At 74.1% G+C, this 17733-nt stretch carries 13 protein-coding genes; 3 read left to right on the top strand and 10 right to left on the bottom strand.

Annotation, left to right across the window (positions count from 1 at the left end; translation table 11 throughout):
• Positions 1-76 precede the first annotated feature (76 nt).
• The 8 genes from fxsT to ACTFAP_RS21075 form a co-directional block, all read right to left on the bottom strand.
• Positions 77-3106, bottom strand: coding sequence for an FxSxx-COOH system tetratricopeptide repeat protein (gene fxsT, locus ACTFAP_RS21110; RefSeq protein ID WP_400010737.1), 3030 nt, complete (start codon positions 3104-3106; stop codon positions 77-79).
• Between the two features lie 103 nt (positions 3107-3209).
• Positions 3210-4571, bottom strand: a complete 1362-nt coding sequence (locus tag ACTFAP_RS21105) for an aKG-HExxH-type peptide beta-hydroxylase (protein WP_500467120.1) — start codon at positions 4569-4571, stop codon at positions 3210-3212.
• Positions 4568-5722: an FxsB family cyclophane-forming radical SAM/SPASM peptide maturase gene (locus tag ACTFAP_RS21100; RefSeq protein WP_500469521.1), complete on the bottom strand. Its 1155-nt coding sequence runs from the start codon at positions 5720-5722 to the stop codon at positions 4568-4570. The genes ACTFAP_RS21105 and ACTFAP_RS21100 overlap by 4 nt, the downstream gene beginning before the upstream one ends.
• A gap of 56 nt (positions 5723-5778) precedes the next feature.
• On the bottom strand, positions 5779-5988 hold the full coding sequence (fxsA, locus tag ACTFAP_RS21095) for an FxSxx-COOH cyclophane-containing RiPP peptide (RefSeq protein WP_500467119.1): 210 nt from the start codon (positions 5986-5988) through the stop codon (positions 5779-5781).
• Between the two features lie 88 nt (positions 5989-6076).
• Entirely contained in the window at positions 6077-9421 is a 3345-nt protein-coding gene (locus ACTFAP_RS21090) for an SAV_2336 N-terminal domain-related protein (RefSeq protein ID WP_500467118.1), read from the bottom strand.
• Between the two features lie 4 nt (positions 9422-9425).
• Entirely contained in the window at positions 9426-10466 is a 1041-nt protein-coding gene (locus ACTFAP_RS21085) for an AAA family ATPase (RefSeq protein ID WP_500467117.1), read from the bottom strand.
• Between the two features lie 80 nt (positions 10467-10546).
• A complete protein-coding gene (locus tag ACTFAP_RS21080) occupies positions 10547-12679 on the bottom strand; it encodes a VMAP-C domain-containing protein (RefSeq protein WP_500467116.1) in 2133 nt (710 codons plus the stop codon).
• The gene (locus tag ACTFAP_RS21075; protein ID WP_495681910.1) at positions 12676-13086 is read right to left on the bottom strand and encodes a CU044_2847 family protein; all 411 of its coding nucleotides are present in this window, start codon (positions 13084-13086) and stop codon (positions 12676-12678) included. Before ACTFAP_RS21075 ends, ACTFAP_RS21080 begins: the two co-directional genes overlap by 4 nt.
• Before the next feature lie 150 nt (positions 13087-13236).
• Between ACTFAP_RS21075 and ACTFAP_RS21070 the strand changes: the two genes are divergently transcribed.
• The 3 genes from ACTFAP_RS21070 (at position 13237) to ACTFAP_RS21060 (ending at position 15403) form a co-directional block, all read left to right on the top strand.
• Positions 13237-13419, top strand: coding sequence for a DUF6104 family protein (locus tag ACTFAP_RS21070; protein WP_046724799.1), 183 nt, complete (start codon positions 13237-13239; stop codon positions 13417-13419).
• A 141-nt stretch (positions 13420-13560) separates the two neighbouring features.
• Positions 13561-14439 (top strand): DUF4097 family beta strand repeat-containing protein, encoded by an 879-nt coding sequence (locus tag ACTFAP_RS21065; RefSeq protein ID WP_500467115.1) that lies wholly within the window; start codon positions 13561-13563, stop codon positions 14437-14439.
• 13 nt (positions 14440-14452) lie between these two features.
• A complete protein-coding gene (locus ACTFAP_RS21060; RefSeq protein ID WP_500467114.1) occupies positions 14453-15403 on the top strand; it encodes a PadR family transcriptional regulator in 951 nt (316 codons plus the stop codon).
• Positions 15404-15592: 189 nt separating this feature from the next.
• On the opposite strand, the gene ACTFAP_RS21055 is transcribed toward ACTFAP_RS21060, so the two are convergent.
• Together ACTFAP_RS21055 and ACTFAP_RS21050 are read right to left on the bottom strand one after the other, a co-directional pair.
• Complete coding sequence (locus ACTFAP_RS21055) at positions 15593-16765, bottom strand: methyltransferase domain-containing protein (protein WP_500467113.1); 1173 nt, start codon at positions 16763-16765, stop codon at positions 15593-15595.
• The gene (locus tag ACTFAP_RS21050; protein ID WP_500467112.1) at positions 16762-17730 is read right to left on the bottom strand and encodes an MvdC/MvdD family ATP grasp protein; all 969 of its coding nucleotides are present in this window, start codon (positions 17728-17730) and stop codon (positions 16762-16764) included. The genes ACTFAP_RS21055 and ACTFAP_RS21050 overlap by 4 nt, the downstream gene beginning before the upstream one ends.
• Positions 17731-17733 lie beyond the last annotated feature (3 nt).

Genomic DNA, 17733 nt, shown 5'->3' with positions numbered 1-17733 from the left:
GCGGACAGCGAGGCGGCGCCCGTCCCCTTGAAGGGGGCGGGCGCCGCTTCGCTGTGCCGTCGCGGGCTGTGTCCCCTCAGGGCAGCAGCGGCTCGAAGTCCCAGTAGACGCGGGAGCGGGAGCGGGCGGCGACGGTGTGGGTGTGGTGGGTGCCCAGGGAGGAGATCAGCCCGCTGAGCGCGGCCTCCTCCACCTGGTCGGCCTCCTGCCGGCGGCGCAGTCCGCGCAGGTCGGAGGCGAGCGCCAGCTGGCTGGTCAGCGACAGCGGGTGCTCCCGGCCCAGGACGGCGGCCGAGCGGCGGACGTTCTCCCGGCTGAGGTCGGCGGCCCGTTCCAGGTCGTCCTCCAGGTTGCGCCCCACGGCGGTGTTGAGGGCGATGCCCAGGGTCCACGGATGGTCGGCGCCGACCGCGGTGGTCATCTCCTCCAGGCAGCGCTCGATCAGCCACTGGGACTCGCGCCGCTCCCCCGCCACCCGCAGCACCAGCGCGTGGTTGGCGGTGGCGCCGATGGTGTACGGGTGCCGGCTGCCCTGGAGCCGCTGGTAGCTGTGCATGGCGAACTCGCCGATCTCGCGGGCGTGGTCGAGGTCGCCGGTCTCGCGCTGCACGAAGGCGTAGTCGGTGGCGACCTTGAGGTGCAGCGGGGCCTCCCCGCCGAGCACCGCCTCGGTGCGTTCCAGCAGCCGGGCGAGCAGGGCTCGGGAGCCGGCCCGGTCCCCGGTGCGGTGCAGGCACAGCGCCAGGTTCAGCTCGGTGGTGAGGGTGCGCGGATTGTCGGGGCCCAGCACCAGGCGGTGGGATTCGACGTTGCGTTCCTGGAGGGAGAGCGCCTCGTCGTAGCGGCCCAGCAGCCGCAGGTCCAGGGCGCAGCTCAGCTCGGAGGACAGCGTCCAGGGGTTGCGGGAGCGCAGCACCTCGCGGCGCATCTCCAGTGTCTTGCGGTCGAGTTCGAGGGCCTCGCCGTAGCGGCCGAGCAGCCGCAGGGTGACGGCGATGTTGTTGTGGGTGTTGAGGGTGCGCACGTCGCTGTCGCCGACCAGTTCCTGGTACAGCTCCAGGGCCCGGCGGTCCTGGTCGAGCGCCTCCTCGTAGCGGCCGAGGCCGCGCAGGTCGGCGGCGAGGCCGCCGTGCGCCCGTACCACGCCCAGGTCCTTGGGGCCGCGGGCGGCGGAGAGCCTGTCGATGATCTGCCGGTTCATGCGCTCGGTGAGGGTGTACTCGCCGACGGCGCGCAGCAGGGTGGTGTGCTGGGAGGCCAGCTCCCACAGCAGCGGGTCGTCCTCGCCGTAGATCTCGCGCCAGGCGGCGTCGGTGGCCTCGGCCAGCTGGATGCCGGCCCGGTACTCGCCGGAGCGGTAGAGGTAGGTGAGGGAGTGGAAGACCAGCCTGCGGGTCTCGGCGTGGGTGCTGCGCAGCGCGCCGGACGCCTCCAGGTGGGGGACGAGTTCGGCGTAGCGCGACCACAGCCGGGTGTCGTCGGGGCGGCGCGGGTCGGCGGCGGTCAGGGCGCGGCGCACCACGCGGGAGAACGTCTCGGCGTCGGCGTCGGACATCCCGGCGCGCACCGCCTGGTGGACCATGCGGTGCAGGTGGATGGTCTCGGTGTCGGGGACCAGCGCGTCCTGGCCGTGCCGGCTGCTGCCGTCCGCGTCGGTGCCGGGGTCGTCGGGGCGGATGACGGAGTACTGGACGAGCTTGCTGAGGGCGGCGTTCCACAGCAGCGGGTTGTCGATGAGGTGGGCGAGGCGTTCGGGCAGGTCGCGGGCGGGGACGTCGCGCAGCAGCCGCAGCGGTACCGGCCCCGGCGCGAACCAGGCGCACAGCCGCAGCAGGTCCACCGCGGCGGGCTCGGTCTCGCGCAGCCGGTTCAGCACTATCGAGAACGCGGTGAGGTACGTCATGGGGAAGGCCGCCGAGACGCGCAGCCCCATCTCGATGTCCGCGCCGGAGCGCAGCAGCTGGATGTAGTCGGTGACCGCCATGGGTGAGTCGGACAGGGCGCCCGCGGTCTGGTCCAGGGCGAGCGGCAGGTCCTCCAGGGCCTCGGCGAGTTCGTCGGCCTCGGTGGTGGTGATGCGGCGGGCGCGGCGGCGGACGAAGGCGATGGATTCCTCGCGGTCGTAGACCGGGACCTCCCACACGGCGGTGTTGTGGTCGCCCCATTCGCGGTTCTGGGAGGTGATGAGCACGTGCCCGGTGCCGGTGGGCACCAGGTCGGCGATGGCGCCGGGGTCGTCCGCGCCGTCCAGGATGAGCAGCCAGCGGGAGTAGGGGTCGCCGCGGCGCAGCGCGTCGCGGACGGCGCGCAGCCGTTCGCCGTACTCGATGCCGGTGGTCAGGCCGAGCGCGGGGGCGAGTTCGGCGAGCCGCTGGCGCAGGGTGCCGCGGGTGTCGGCGGGCACCCACCACACCACGTCGTACGCGGATCCGAAGCGGTGCACGTACTCGGCGGCGGCCTGCGTCTTGCCGACGCCGGACATGCCGAGCAGGGTGACCACGGCGGAGCCGGCGTCGGCCTCGGAGAGCCGCTGGTAGACGGTCTGGAGGGTGGTCTCGCGGCCGGTGAAGCGGATGTTGCGGCGCGGGACGCCGCCCCACACCCGGGGCTGGTCGTACGGGAAGCGGGCGCCGGAGCGCAGGCCGACGGTGGTGGAGGAGTCCGTCTCCTGGGCGGCGAGGCCGAGCAGGTGGGTCAGCCGGCGGTGGGCCTCGCGGGCGCCGACGCCCCACAGTTCGGCGGCGCCGCCGAAGGCCGCGACGGCTGGCGGCAGCGCGGCGGAGGTGACGGAAACGGCCGAGAAACGGCGGTGGTTGGGGGCGACGACCGCGCGCAGCGCCTGGTTCCACTCCTCGGTGGAGCGCGGCCCCATCTGGAAGTACCAGTCGCTGAGGACGACCAGCACCCGGCCCTCGGTCAGCAGCAGGTCGCTGAGGGCCTCCACCAGCGGGACCTCGGTGGCCGGGTCCCAGCGCTGGAGCGCCACGTCGCAGCCCTGCTGCTCCAGGCGGTCGGCGATCCAGGCGGCCCAGGGCCGGTTGAACCCCGCGAAGCTGATGGTGATCTTCTGCCGCTCGGCGGGTGTGGTCCTGCGCAGTCCGGCCATCCGACAGCTCCCCTTCGTTGTGGAAACGGACCCCCGCGCCGTGCCCGCGTCCCCTGGCGGCCCGTCAGATGTTGATGGTCTTCAGGCTAACCGCTGGCGTGGGTCATTGCGGGTGATGGCGGTGCCACAGGGAGCGCGCCGTGTCCACGTAGGCGGCGGCCCGCACCCGGTGTTCGCGCGGCGGCGGGTGGTCGGCGAGCCGGGAGTGACGGGCGGTCATCGCCTTGACGAAGGCCCGGCCCGGGTCGGTGAGGGGGCGTGCGCCGCGCAGGGCCGGGAGTACGGCGCCGACCTGGGCCGCGCAGCGGGCGTGGGCGGCCCAGGCGTCGTCGCGGGCGAGAGGGTCCTCGCGGGTGAGGGCGAGCCGCTGCCACAGGGCGGCGAGGGCGAGATGGGCGTACGCGCCGTGCAGCAGGCCGTCGAAGGGGCGCGGGTCGGGGCGCCAGGGGGCCCAGTGGCGGGGGGTGTCGTCGGCGGTGTGCAGGGTGACGAGTTCGGTGAGGGCGGCGAGTTTGGCGTGCTGGAGTTCGTGGACGAGCCCGGCGGCGAACAGTTCGGGGCTGGGGGGCGGGCTGGCGAGGACGGCGCCGAACGCCCCGTCGCGGGTGTGGCTGGTGTGGCGGCCGGTGGCGGTGGGCCCCGGCAGGGGGACGACGCAGTCGAGCAGGGCGAGATCGGCGGCGCGTGCGGCGCCGCCCAGGCGCAGCAGCGGCAGGGCGCGCCGCCACATGGCGCGCCAGTGGGCGCGCTGGTGGGGCGGCCCGGCGGGGGTGGCGGCGCCGGGGGTGGCACGGCAGGGGTCGAGGTCGTCCAGGAGGACGGGGCGGGGGCCGCCGGACAGGGTGGGCAGCGGTGACCAGCGCGGGTCGCGGGAGTGCCAGTGGCCGGCCGCGTCACGGCGCAGTTCGGCGGGGCGACCGCCCAGGGGGCGGATGGTCAGGGTGTCGCGCCGGCCGTGGAGTTCGGCCCAGCGGGCGGGCCCGGTGTGCCGCAGCAGGCCCAGGGTGGGCAGGGCGATGCCGTCGTCGTGCGGGGTGACGCGGGTGCGGAAGGTGAGTCCGGCGCGGGCGGCGGCCGCGGCGGCGACCGGCCCGAGGTGCCCGATGTCGCGGTGGTCGGGGGTGCCGCGGTCCAGTTGCCGTACGCAGGTCTCGGCCCAGGGCCCGGTGAACGGGTAGAACATCACCCGGCGGGCCTGCCGGGGGGCGGCGCGGTCGGCGGCCTCCAGGAGCGCGCCGTGTTCGCGGGCGGCGGCGCGCCGGTCGGGGGGCAGGGCGTCGCTGTCCAGGGCGTCGAGCAGCACCCGGAAGAGCAGGAGCCGCCGGGTGTGCGCCCCGTCGGACAGGGCGCCGAGCGCCTGCGCGCCGGCCTCGGTGCTGCCGAGTTCGGCGATCGCCGCCTCCGACAGGGCCGTTCCCGGGGCGGGCCCGGTGGGGGCCCGGCCGGGGGTCGGGGTGCCGCTCAAGCGGACACCGCCGTGGCGGTGGCCACCCGGTGGGCGATGTGGTGCAGGAGCCGCTGGAGGTCGGCGCAGTAGACGGAGGGGTGGAGGAAGCCCTCGCCGGCCCGGTAGCGATGCGCGTAGTTCCCGCCGCCGCAGACGGTGACCAGGGGGCAGGCGCGGCAGGTGGCGGACAGGGCGGCGAGTCCGGCCTGGCGGGCGGCGACGCCGGGGTGGTCCAGGGCGGCGTCCAGCGGGTGGCGGTGGATGTCCAGGCCGGTGGCGGCGGCGCCCTCGTAGGCGGTCTTGAGGGCGTCCATCTGCTCGATGGCGCCGTCGGTCTCGATCACCACGGCGGTCACGGGGCGCAGCCCCAGGGACTCGGTGGCGGCGGGGGCGCCCAGCAGCAGGGCGATGGCTTCCTGGAAGAGCCGGATCCGGGTGCGGCGGCGGCCGGCGTCCCACCACAGGTCGAAAACAGTGGCGAGCCAGTCGCCGTACCGGCCCGGTGGCGGCGGGTCGCTCCAGTTGCCGTGCGGCAGCAGGAAGTTCAGGGCGGGCGGGTCCAGGTCGAGGAGCGAGCGGTAGACCTGCTGCGGGTCGGTGGCCGGGTCCACGACGCACAGCACGCCGCCGTAGGTGTGCCGGTACGGCCCGGCGAGCAGCGCGGCGGCGCGGCGGATCGCGGGCCAGGCGGGGCGCCCGGCGTGGTCGGCGCGCTGGGCGTTGTGCTCCGCGAGCCCGCCGTCCAGGCTCAGTCCGACGCCGATCCGCGCGGCGGCCAGCTCCCGCAGCCGGGCGGCGGTCAGCAGGGTGCCGTTGGTCTGTACGGCGGCGTGCACCGCGCAGCCGGCGGGCACCAGCGCGCGTATCCGGGCGACGAACCCGGCGAGGGTGGCGGTCCCGGCCAGCAGGGGCTCGCCGCCGTGCAGCACGACGGAAACGGCGGGCAGCCGGTGCGCGGCGGCGTGTTCGGCGATGCGCCGCGCGGCCCGCTCCAGCACCCCGGGGCTCGCGGTCACCGGCTGGCGGCGCCATCCCCCGTCGGCGGCGAAGTACATGTAGCAGTAGCGGCAGGCCAGGTTGCACCGGCTGTGCACCTTCACCACGAACTGGTCGAAGGGCACCGCCGCCACCCCACGGTCCCGCAGCCGCGCGACGGAGAAATCCGTCAGCGGCCAGGGCGCGAACACGTCCGGTTCCGGGCCCACCGGGGCCGGAATCCGCTGGTTCACGCGGGGCCCCCGGATTCGTCGCCGGGCGCGAACTCGTCGAAGGCCCACAGGGCCACCGCGGACCGTCCGCTGACCCGCGCCCGCAGATCGGCCAGCACCTCGCTCAGCACCGGGTGCTGGAGAGCGCGCAGGTCAGCGAGGTCCAGGGTGAGCAGGTCGGGCAGTTCGGGCAGCTCGGCGACACCGGCTGATTTGTCGGAGCACATCGTCGTCCCACCACTTCTCACGCGGTCATCCGCCCGGTCGGCCCACACGGTCCCCCCTCGCCGACCGGCCCATCCGGGATTCCCTGCGCTACCCCCGGGGAAACGTCAGCTCCGCCAGCGCCTGGGCGCTCCGCTCGCCGTCCTCCCCCTTGGGCAGCCGCCGCCACTGGGCCAGCGCGGCCCGGAACGCGTCCTGCGCGGCCCGCGGCCGGCCCGCCGCGCGGTAGACCGTGCCGCGCTGGTGCTGTGCGGTGGCGGCCAGCCGGATCGGGACGGCCGCCCGCTCGGCGGGGGCGCCGTCCGCCACGCGCAGCGCCTCGGTCGCCGCCCTGCGGTACGCCTCGGCCGCCTGCTCGGGCCGCTCGGGGCTGCCGCTGTGCCCGAAGATGTGCTGGTGCGCGCCGCCCAGTTCGTACCAGCCCCACGCGCGGGTCAGGGCGTCGTCCGCGCCGTGCGCCGTGAGGGAGAACAGGTGCTCGGCCTCGCGCAGATCCACCAGGTCCACGGTGGCGCGGTAGCGGACCATCAGGGCCCGCCCCAGCATCAGCAGCCGTCCCGGCAGCCGCGGATCACCGGCCGGGGTCTCCATCCGGCAGTCCCGCAGCACCCGGATGGCCTGCCCGGTGTACGGGCCGCCCTCCGGCAGCTGGGCCCTCTCCAGCAGCACCTGGCCCCATTCGGCGATCAGATCGCTGTAGTCGGGCCGGTCGCGCGGCACCGCCCGGGACGCCTCGGCGAACCGCAGCGCCGCCTCCTCCAGATGGCCCGCGCCGCTCTCGTTCGCCGAGACGTCCCGGGCGTGGAAGCGGCGTACGCTCAGCCGCCCGGCGCGCATGAGCGCCTCGGCCCGCTGCCGCCGGTCGTCCGTGAGCTGCTGGGCCAGGGTGATGTGCCGGCCGGCCTCCTGCCAGCGGGTGGCCGTGAGCAGCAGCGCGTCGACGAGTTGCAGCGCGGTGCGCACCCGCGCGGGCACGGGGGCGGATTCGGCGCGCTGGGCCGCCCCGGCGCGCTCCAGCGAACGGGCGGCCTGTTCGGCGTACACGGCGGCGCCCTCGGTGTTCTTCCCGCGATCCGCCGCCTCGGCGAGCCGCAGCAGCACCCGGCCGTGCGCCAGCGACAGTCCGCTGGGCTCGGCGCGGCCGGCCGGCCAGGCGTCCGCGATGGCCTCCAGCATGCCCACGCACTCCTGGAGCAGCGCCGGGTCCCGGCCCAGACGCCACTGTTCCTCCAGCACCCGCACCCGTTCCAGGGCGATGCCCAGGGCCTCGTCGGGCGGCAGCCCGGGGGTGGCGCACACCGCGGCGAACTCCCGGTCCGCGCCGCGCCACAGCTCCAGCGCGGCCCCTTCGTCCCCGGCCTCCTTGCGTTCGGCGGCGGAGGCGTGCAGGACGCGGGCCAAGATGGTGCGGGCGGGCAGCGAGTCGAGGTGGGAGGCGGCGGTACGGGCGGCGCGGCGGGCGCGTTCCAGCAGTCCGGCCTCGCCCTGCTGGCGCCACAGGCGCAGCAGTTGGGCGGCGAGTTCGCCGTACAGCTCGGGGTCGGTGGAGCGGCCGGAGAGCCACTGCTCGTCGGTGGCCCGCTCCAGCTGCCACACGGCGTCCAGCAGGTGCTGGAGGGCGCCGTCGTCCTCGAAGCGGCGGGTCAGCTCGCGGGAGCGGCGCAGCGCGTCGGTCACCGCCTTGGGCGGATCGGGGCGCGGTCCGCCCTGCGGGGTGCCCGGCAGGAAACGGCGCAGCACCTTGGCGGCGACCTCGGCGAACGGCTGCGGTGAGCGGCCCTGACCGGCCTCGCCCGCCTCCCCCTCGCTCTCCGGGTCACCGCCGGCCACCGGTACAGGGGTGAGCCGGCCGCCGGAGAGCTGGGCGAGGGCGAGCGCGGGGAAGTTGGGGCCGCCCTTGCCGAACCGGGCCTCGACGTAGGCGGAGCAGTGCTTGAGCACCAGCATCGCCTCGTCCTGGCCGAGTGCCTGGAGCAGTTCCTCCTGGACCCCGTCGGCGAACTCGTACCACAGGCCGTCCGCCCCGGCGCCGGTTCCGGCGCGCCGCAGCAGCCCGCTCAGCAGCACCTCGGAGAGTTCGGCGGGGCCGGTGCCGGGCAGCATGGTGCGCTGTATGAGCTGCATGACCGGCAGAAAGAGCGGGGCGGCGGCGAGGTGGACGGCGAGCCGGGTGGCGCCGGGTGAGGCGGTGGCCCGGAAGCGGGCGATGAGTTCACCGGCGGGCCGGGAGCGTACGCCGGGGTGCGCGGGGGGTGCGGCGGGCTGGTCGGGGCGTACCCAGCCGACGGCCGCGGGGACGGCGGCCGAGCCGCCGCCGGACAGCAGCCGGGCCCAGGCGCCGAGCGCGGCGGCGGTGGGCGGCAGCACCGGCACCGGGACGGCGCCGGACGGGGGCCGCCGGCCCGGGTCGTCGGGGGTGAAGCCGAGCCGGGCGCCGGCCGCCGGACCCTCGGCGCGGGTGAGGACGCCGTGGCTGGCGGGCAGCCGGGTGCGCGCCCACAGCCGGGCGGGCAGCGGCTGCACCACGGCGGCCGGGGCGTGCCGGGTAATGCGGTGCAGCAGCCGGTGGGCGGCGCCGTCGCGCCACAGCGGGCCGACGCAGTCGCTGACCACGACGGTCAGCCGCCGCCCGGTGGGGTCCAGGAGGCGGCGTTCGGGGTGCAGCACGGCGTCCGGCCCCGCCGGGTCGGTGTCGAAGTGGCCGCTGACGCCGACGGAGCCGTCCGGCAGGGCGTGCAGGTAGTGGACCTGTATGTCGCGGAAGGCGCCGACCCTGCCGAAGACATCGGTGAGCTCGCCCAGCAGCCGCTGCCACACCCGCATGGCGGAGGTGGCGTCCATGAGCAGTTGCAGCTCCATGTCGCGGCGGCCCGTGGCGCGGAAGGCGGGCAGCAGCAGGCCGCCGGCCCGGGCGGTGTCCTCGGCGGTGCGGCGCTCGTCGAGCGTGAGGTGGGCCGGGCCCGGGGCGGGCCGGGCGGCGGGGCGGCAGCGCTGGAGGGGGCGCAGGGCGCGTTCGAGTTCGAGGAGGGAGGGCAGGGCTCTGGCCTCGGGCACGCCGACGCGCAGGGCGTCGCCGGGCCCCGGCCGCTGGGTGGTGGCCTGGGCGTGGTCGGGGTAGAGCGGCACCGGCTCATCATCCCGGTAGGCCCGGCGCTCGGCGCGATTTCCGGCCTCGGGCGGAGGGTCGCCGCTCGCCGGATCGTGGCGTCCGCCGGCCGTGGTCCCGCGGTCCCACAGGGCTGCGGCCTCCCGCGGCGCGCCGTCGGCGGTCTCCTCGGGGCCCCGGTCGGCCGGGGCCGGTCCCGACTGCAGATGGGTGGCCAGCCACAGGGCCTCGGCCAGCTCCCGGGAGCCGGGTTCGAGGCCGGCCCGGCGCAGTGAGCCGATCAGCTCGGCCAGCTGGTCGCGCCGGCGGCCGCCTCGCTTGTTCCCCATGACGTCACCTCGGCCGGTCGAGGCGCTGGATGAGCAGGTCGGCGAGCCGGTCGCGGGTGGGCTGCTCGGCGTGGTGGGTGAGGTAGATGGCGTTGAGCAGCTGGTCGGTGGCGAGTTGTTCGCTGCGCGAGCGCTCCAGGAAGCGGGTGATGATGTCGTCGCCGAGGTGCGCGAGCCGGTCGCCGAGCTGGGCGCGGACGACGGAGGCGAGCCGCTCGTGGTCGGGTTTGCTCAGCTCCAGGTGGATGCAGCGGCGCAGCAGGGCGGCGGGGAAGTCGCGTTCGCCGTTGCTGGTGAGTACGACGAAGGGGAAGGCGTTGCAGCGCACCCGTCCGTCGCGCACGGTGACCTTCACGTCGTCGTCGTTGAGGACCTCGACCTCCGGCTCGCGGTCGGCGACCCGCTGGAGTTCGGGGATGTCGTAGGAGCCCTCCTCCAGGACGTTCAGCAGGTCGTTGGGCAGGTCGATGTCGCTCTTGTCGAGTTCGTCGATCAGCAGCACGCGGGGGGTGGCGGTGGGCAGCAGGGCGGTGCCGAGGGGGCCGAGCCGCAGATAGCTGCCGATCCCGCCGACGCGGGGGGCGGGCACCCCGGCGGCGCGGCTGCCGGCGGCGATCTGGGTGTCCTGGAGCCGGGCGATGGCGTCGTAGTGGTAGAGGCCGTCGCCCAGGGTGGTGCGGGAGACGATGGGCCAGTGCAGCACCCGGCCCAGGCCCAGTTCGTACGCCACGGCGTGCGCGAGGGTGCTCTTGCCGGTGCCGGGGCTGCCGGTGACCAGCAGCGGGCGGCGCAGGTAGAGCGCGGCGTTGATGATCTCCAGTTCCTCGGCGCTGGGCCGGTGCATCTCGGCGAGATGCCGGTAGGCGCCCAGCCGGCGGGTGGAGACGCTGTCGGTGTCGGGCCCCGGGGCGACCAGCGGCTGGCCGTCGAAGTCCCGCCACGGCGGCGGCTTGGGCAGCGCCCGGATGCGGTCGTGCGGCTCACCGGCCCCCCGGTAGATCAGCCATTCGCGTTCGGGGGCGGGGGTGGAGTCGGTGGCGGCCACGGCACTCTCCTCGTCACGGTCACTCGGTCGGCCAGATGATGTGCTGTGGGGGCTGCGTCCCGTGGGCAGCCTGCGGCCGCTCACGGGATCTCCAGGGGTTCGTCGTACCCGGCGTGGCCGGGGTCGGAGTACAGGAGGGCGAGCCCCCGCGACCATTCGGCCTCGGGTGCCTCGGCGGCGGCCTGCGCGCGCAGCCGCCACAGTGCGCTGGGCAGCGCGGCGGCCCGGCGGACGCCGGTGACCGTACGGGTGACGCCGCCGTGGAAGTCCGTGCAAGTCAGCTCGCGGGCGGAGATCTCGCGGCGCCACAGCACCACGTCGTAGCCGGCGGCCAGGACGTGGTGCAGGTCCTGCGGGTCGCCGTCGGGTGCGCCGGTGCGGCACAGCACGGGGACGGTCTCCGGGGGCCGGCCGCCGAGTGCGGCGGGGGTGGGCAGCGGGGCGGGGCGGTGGTCGGCGCAGTCCATCACGTGCGGGCGCATGGGGCCGCTGTGCACGGCGGCCCAGCGGGTTTCCCGGGTCAGGCCGTGCTCGTGGCCGGTGTCGGGGTCGGGGGCCGGGGAGGGCCGGTCGGCGCAGCGGACGACGACCGGGCGCTGCTCACCGAGCTGCGGGCCGTCGTAGGGCAGCCGCCACTCGTCCACCGGGAAGTCCAGCAGCGGGTAAGGCAGGGAGACCTGGAGCGGTACGGGGCGGCCGGGTTCGTCGCCGCGCCGGAACGCCTCGGTAAGCACCGAGCGCAGCCGCGCGGACGGTTCGCCGGGGCCCAGGACGCGGTCCTCGCCGTCGATGGGGGTGCGTTCGCCGGTGGGCCCGGTGACGCACACCCGCCAGTCGTAGCGGTTACGTTCCCAGCCCTGCTGGACGATCTCCAGCAGGACGTACGGGCGCGGGGCGTCGTCGGCGGGGTCGGGCAGCGCGGTGGCGGCGGTGGTGTGGGAGCCGAGGTCGGCGGGCCAGGGGTCGTGCTGCCAGGCGCGGCGGGTGCTGAGGCGCTCGGTCCACTCCTCGCGCAGCCGGCGGCGGGACCAGCGGTCGAGTTCGGCGCCGGCGGCGGTGGAGCTGATCCATTCCCACAGCCGGCGCTCGCTGCCCCGGGGCGCGGGGTAGGGGCGGTCTGCGGTGGCGGCGTACACGGCGTAGCGCAGCACGGCGTCGAGTTCGCGCAGTCCGGGGCGGGGGTCGTAGAGCATGCCCAGGCCGTCGCGCCAGCCCCGGGGGGCGGGGAGTATGTCGTCGTAGCGGCGGCCGGCGATGTCGCCGATGATCTCGCCGAGCCGGGCGGTGGACAGCGGGGGCGGCAGTTCGGCGAGCAGGCCCAGCAGTTCGGCGCGGCGGCCGGCGGTGAGGGCGCGGTGGGCGGTGGCGCGCAGCGGGCCCTGGAGGTCGGTCCAGGTGTCGCGGGTGGTCTCGTCGTCGCGGTGCCGCTGGGCGTGGTAGCGGTCATGGGCGTGCATGACGTGCTGGTAGGTGTCCTCGGTCTCGGCCGCGAGGGTGCCCGAGGGCTGGGTGATGTGGCGTAACTGGAGGATGGAGGTGGCCAGTCCGCCGTCGCGGCCGGCCGAGCGGGACGCCTTGACGACGCCGATGACCTCGCCGCGGTTGAGGTCGACGACGGGGCCGCCGGAGACGCCGTGCGGGATCTCGTCCTGGTTGCCGAGCTTGAGCCAGCCGTCGGCGCCGTACTGGCCGGTGACGGTGCAGCGGCCGTCGACCGGGCCGACCGGGCTCGCGGAGCCGGCCAGTTGGCCCCAGCCGAAGAAGTAGACGTCCTGGAGGGTGAAGCGGGCGGTGCGCTCGCTGAGCCAGACGCAGGGGTGGGGCGGCGGGTTGAGCACGCGGACGAGAGCGAGGTCGGGGCCCGGCCAGATGTCGCCGGCCGGGCTGTGCTCGGGCTGGGCCCACTCGACGATCCCGCGCACGGTGTGCGTGGCGGTGGCTCCGCCGTCGCCCATCTCCTCGAAGCTCAGGCCCACTTCGCGTTTGCCTCCCTCGCCGCTTCCCCCGCGAAGTGCGACATGGGCGCAGGTGAGCACCCATCCCGGGGCGACGAAGAAGCCGCTGCCCCAGGGTGTCGCGCCGGACACGCCCTCGGCATACCCCTCGGACGCGGCATGGATGCGTACGGTGGCGGAGCTGAGCAGCCGGAACAGGGTCTCGATGCGGGGTACATCCTCGCCCTGTGCGCCCCCCGTGCTGTCGTAGGGGCTCATGGGGCCTCGCCCTGGCGCTGGGCGGGCGGTACGGGGGCGGGCTCGGGGCCGGCGGGCGGGGTGCCGTGCCAGGACAGGGTGACGGTGAGGGAGCCCTTGGTCTCGCCGTCGGCGAGCAGTCCGACGATCTTTCCGGCGCGGGCGGTGAGTTCGACGCCGAAGGTGACGGAGACCTCGTCGGGGCGCACGCCGCGCAGTCCTTCGGCGAGGGAGGCGGCGACGCCGCCGATGAGGCCGCGCAGGCTGTCGAGCTGGGCGGCGGCGCGGTCGGCGATGCCGGTGTCGACGTAGCCGGTGTCGGTGTAACCGCCGGGCGCGGTGGGGCGGTGCAGTTCCTCGATGCCGGAGACGCGGGCCAGGACGGGGGTGCCGTCCGGCAGGCTGATCTCGGTGATGCCGTTGCTCATCGAGGCCCCCCGTGGTCGCTCGCGACTGCTGGTGCCTTGCAGGTTAGCGGCCCCCACCGACAGGCGCGAGTGGCTTGGGGAAGCCCGCCTATCCTGGTGGTTTCGTTCGGTTTTTCTCTTGTCTTCTTTCTTTCTCTCACTGGAGTGGGCGTGTACTTCACCGACCGGGGCATCGAGGAGCTGGCGCGGCGGCGCGGCGAGGAGGAGGTCAGCTTCGAGTGGCTGGCCGAGCAGTTGCGGACGTTCACCGATCTGAACCCGGACTTCGAGGTGCCGGTGGAGCGGCTGGCGACGTGGCTGGCCCGGCTGGACGACGAGGACGAGGACGAGTGAGCCGGCGGGTTCGGGGGCGGACGGGTCGCTGAGCCGGGTGGTGTCTCGCGACAGGTCTTGACTTCCCCCCAACGCGATATATCGTGTCTGGAGTAGCGACACGATATATCGTCGTGCGCCGTGATGCATGGAGGAGGGCCCATGGCCGCCACATCCCGGTGGGAGGTCTCCGGTGCGCAGACCCTCACCTTCGAGGAGCACCCCGTCCGCGAGCTGCGCGTCCGCCTCGTCGGCGGCACCGTCAACGTGGTGGGGACGAGCGACCCCACCGCCGAGGTGGAGATCACCGACGTCCGGGGCGAGCCGCTGATCGTCGAACAGGAGGGCGGGCTGCTGACCGTCGGCTACGAGGACCTGCCCTGGCAGAGCTTCCTCAAGGGCTGGCCGAAGCGGCCCAGGAAACTCATGAGGCGCGAGGCCGTGGTGTCGATCAGGGTGCCGGCCGACTGCCGGCTCTCCGCCGGCACCGTGAGCGCGGCGGCCGTCGTCAGCGGCCTCACCACCGACGCTGAGGTGCGCGGCGTCACCGGGCAGACCACCCTGGTCGGCCTGGCCGGCGCCGTGACCGCCGACACCGTGTCGGGGCACGTGGAGGCCCAGTCGCTCGGCGGCCCCCTCGCCTTCACCTCGGTCTCGGGCGGCCTGACGGTCGTGGAGGGCCGCGGCGCCTCGCTGCGCGCCGACACCGTCAGCGGCGAACTGACCCTGGACCTCGCCCCGCCCGGCGACCTCGCCGACATCACCATCACCTCGGTATCGGGCGACGTGGCCCTGCAACTGCCCGACCGGATCAACGCCGCGGTCGCCGGGAACTCCGTGAGCGGGGCCGTCTCCAGCGCCTTCCCCGAGCTGTCGGCCCACGGCCCCTGGGGCCCCAAGCAGCTCACCGGCATCCTCGGCTCCGGCGGCGGGCGGCTGACGTGCAGCACCGTCTCCGGCGCCATCACCGTGCTGCGCCGTCCCCCCCGCGCCCACGAACAGGGCCCCTCCCCCGCCCCCGCTTCCGCTTTCCCCGCGTAAAGGACCCCCCCTCATGCCCCCCGTCTTCGGTCACGGCCGCCTGCGGCTGTACCTGCTCAAGCTGCTCGACGAATCACCCCGGCACGGCTACGAGGTCATCCGGCTGCTGGAGGAACGCTTCCAGGGCCGGTACGCCCCCTCCGCCGGCACCGTCTACCCGCGCCTGGCGAAGCTGGCGGCCGAGGGCCTGGTCACCCACACCGAGGAGGGCGGACGCAAGGTCTACTCCCTGACGGAGGAGGGCCGCCAAGAACTGGCGGACCGGGCCGATGAACTGGCCGCGCTGGAGCGCGAGATCAACGCCTCGCTGACCGCGCTGGCGGACGGCATCCGGGAGGACGTCAGCGGCTCGGCGCACGACCTGCGGCAGGAGATGCGGCAGGCCACGGCCCGGGCGAGGGGGGCCGGTGCGGGCGCGGGTGCCGGCGCGGGCAGCGCGGCGGGCTGGCGGGACGAGGCCCGCCGGGCTCGCCGGGAGGCGAAGCAGGCGCGCGAGGAGGTCCGCACCGAGTTCGAACAGGCCGCCCAGCGCCTCCAGGAGCAGGTCCGCTCGCACGCGGCGGCCGGCGACTGGCAGGGCGCGGTCCGGGTGGGCCTCGACGGCCTGAGCCACGGACTGAACGGCTGGGGCCACGGCTTCTCCACCGGGCGCTCCCCGTGGATGGGCGGCCACGAAGCGCCCTCCGGCCCCGCCGACAGGGAAACCGCGGCGGGCACCGAACGCGAGAGGTCCGAACACGAGGAACCCTCCCCGGAGGCGGCACGGGAACTGGAGCGCCTCCTGGACAAGTTCCGCGACGACATCCGCGACGCCGCCCGCGACCACGGCGTCACCCGGACCCAACTGGCCACCGCCCGCACCCACCTGGCGGACACGGCCGCCGAAGTGCTGTCCCAGCTGCGCCAACCGGACGCAAGCCGCGACGAAGCACGTGAGCTCCGGGATACCTCCGACGACCTGTGACCTTGGCCCCGAAACCGTTGCCGTCCTGGGTTCTCGCGAAACGGGCCGCCATGGCAGCTGAACGGTTTCCCAGGGCAGCCGGCGGACGCACGGCGGCCCGCGCGTACGTGCCCTCGGGCAACCGGGCGCCGACGGGCACAGTGCCGGCCTTGCCGTCGGCGAACGCGCCCGGCCAGAAGTCCATCGAGGTCAGCCGGGTAGGTTCCAGGTCACCGCGGAGCCCTCTTCGTTCCGGCACAGTGTGTGCAGCCCCCCACTGCTCACCTCCAGTTTGTAGGCTCCCGGATCCGGTCGCCCCGCACGAATCCACCCGTCCAGGAGGCGGATGCGGTCGACGGCCATCGTGGTCAGTGGACCGCCGTGCCGAACGACCAGTGCGCTCTTCTGCACGGTGATGCGCGCCCAGGACTGGGAGCCAGGGTGAACGAGGAGGCAGTGCTGCATCCCAGTTTCCGGCGTGAGCATCAACGACAGCACCTCCGACTGGTGGAGATGGAGCTCCATGGCGTCGCACAGCACCATCTCGCGCAGGAAGGTGTGAGGATCTCCCCCGGATTCCGGGAGGGGGAGGACTGTCCTGTCCCCCTCCGACCCCATGGCGAGGTCCATGTGTTCTGCTGCTCTGGGTGCCCGCTCATGGGGAGTGGATCTGGCAGTCATGAACATGTAGGGGTCGTTCAGGAACCCACCGGCGGCACCTCCATCGGGCCGACTCCTCAAGCACGCGATACCACTTCCGATATTGACCACGATGAGAGACGCGGCCCCCAACTGCCGAAGCCATGCCGTGGGAATCCTTTTCACGGCGCACGTAGCGAGAACACCCCCGTACCCACCCTCTCGGGGGCTTCCCCGCCGGCCGTCTCCTGTCCGGAAGGCGGGCTTGTGGCCGAGGCGGTTCAGGTGTCGCCGGGCACTCTGGGTCAGAACAGGATCGATGTCGATCGTCGTCACCCGCTCTCCCCCCAGAGCGTGACAGAGCAGCGCCGTGTTGTAGCCGGTTCCTGTACCTACTTCGAGCACATGGGCATCGTCTTCGACCGCGAATGCCTCAAGCATGTGAGCCATCAGGCTGGGCATGGTCGAAGAACTGGTCGCCGTGCCACCGGCGTCGATCTGCGTGATGAGGGAGTCGTCCGCGTAGAGCGCATCCAGATAGTCCGCGTCGCCGCCGGAACACGTGCGACGCACCCTGCCGTCGTCGAGAACGAAGCTGGGAACGAAGACCTCACGCGGGGTTTCGTTGAACGCGGCGATCCAGCGCGGCGAACGCAGAGCACCGGACGTCACCAATTCACCGGTCAGACGACCCCGGGCGCGCTCGGAGTGCGCCGGATCGATTCCACGAGCGGGCTCACTCATACGGACTCACCTTCCAGAAGATCCACCAGAGACCGGGCGATGGGCTGAGCCAGCTCAGGGATGAAGCCGAACTGACCGTTCGGATTCAGGTCGACGAAGTGCCACTCGCCCTCAGGTCCAACGAGGAAGTCCATCGCCGCGTAGCGGAGATCGAAGACAGACATCAGGCATCGCACTCCGCGTACAACAGCTTCCGGCACTGAGCACACCGTGTAGGTGAGCGCACGGTAGTCACGCCTGAAGTCAATCCGGGCCTCGTCGGAATGGGCGTGGATCGCGCCCGCGAACAGGCGATTCCCCACCACCGTCAGCCGGACCTCGAACTGCTTGGCTATCCACTCCTGGAACAGATGGGCGGTGCAGGAGATCTCATCGGTGAGTTCGTCCGCCGTCAAGGGTGGGCTCGTCCAGACCGTGGCTGTCGCACCCCGAAGTCCGATGGGCGGCTGAGGGGCGATGGGTTTGTAGACAGCCAGACGCCCCGGCAGGGATGAGATGAAGTCCCGGGCCTCCCCGGGATCATTGGTGATCAGGGTGGAGGGGATACGGAGCCCGGATCGGACAGCGGCGGCAAGCGCTCTTGGTTTCGAGTCGGCGATGATGTTCTGTCGCGGGTGATTGACCCAAAGGCACCTCAGGGATTCGACCAGCCCGGTGAAGCCGGCCCGGGCCTCCGCACGAGCCCACACCGCGTCTTCCCCGGTGAGAGCCGGGTCGACCTCGACCAGGCCGGGGCGCCGGTAGTAGACGGCGGTGACATCGTCGAACCTCAGGTCCCGGTACTGACCACGCCAACCACCGGCCCAGTCGGCCTGGCCCGGTCCGATCCGTGCCCCGAGCTTCATCCGCCGAGGGAATTCCGCCGGATCGACGCGGTGCACGGGGACTCCCCGACGGTTGAGCTCGTGCACTACGAGATCGGCGGGGCCGTCGAGCAGTTGCCGGGTCAGCACCAGCACCGTCATGCG

Source organism: Streptomyces sp. PH9007 (genome assembly GCF_059813725.1).
The sequence above is the reverse complement of the archived record's forward strand: the minus strand, read 5'-3'. Positions and strand labels throughout refer to the sequence as shown.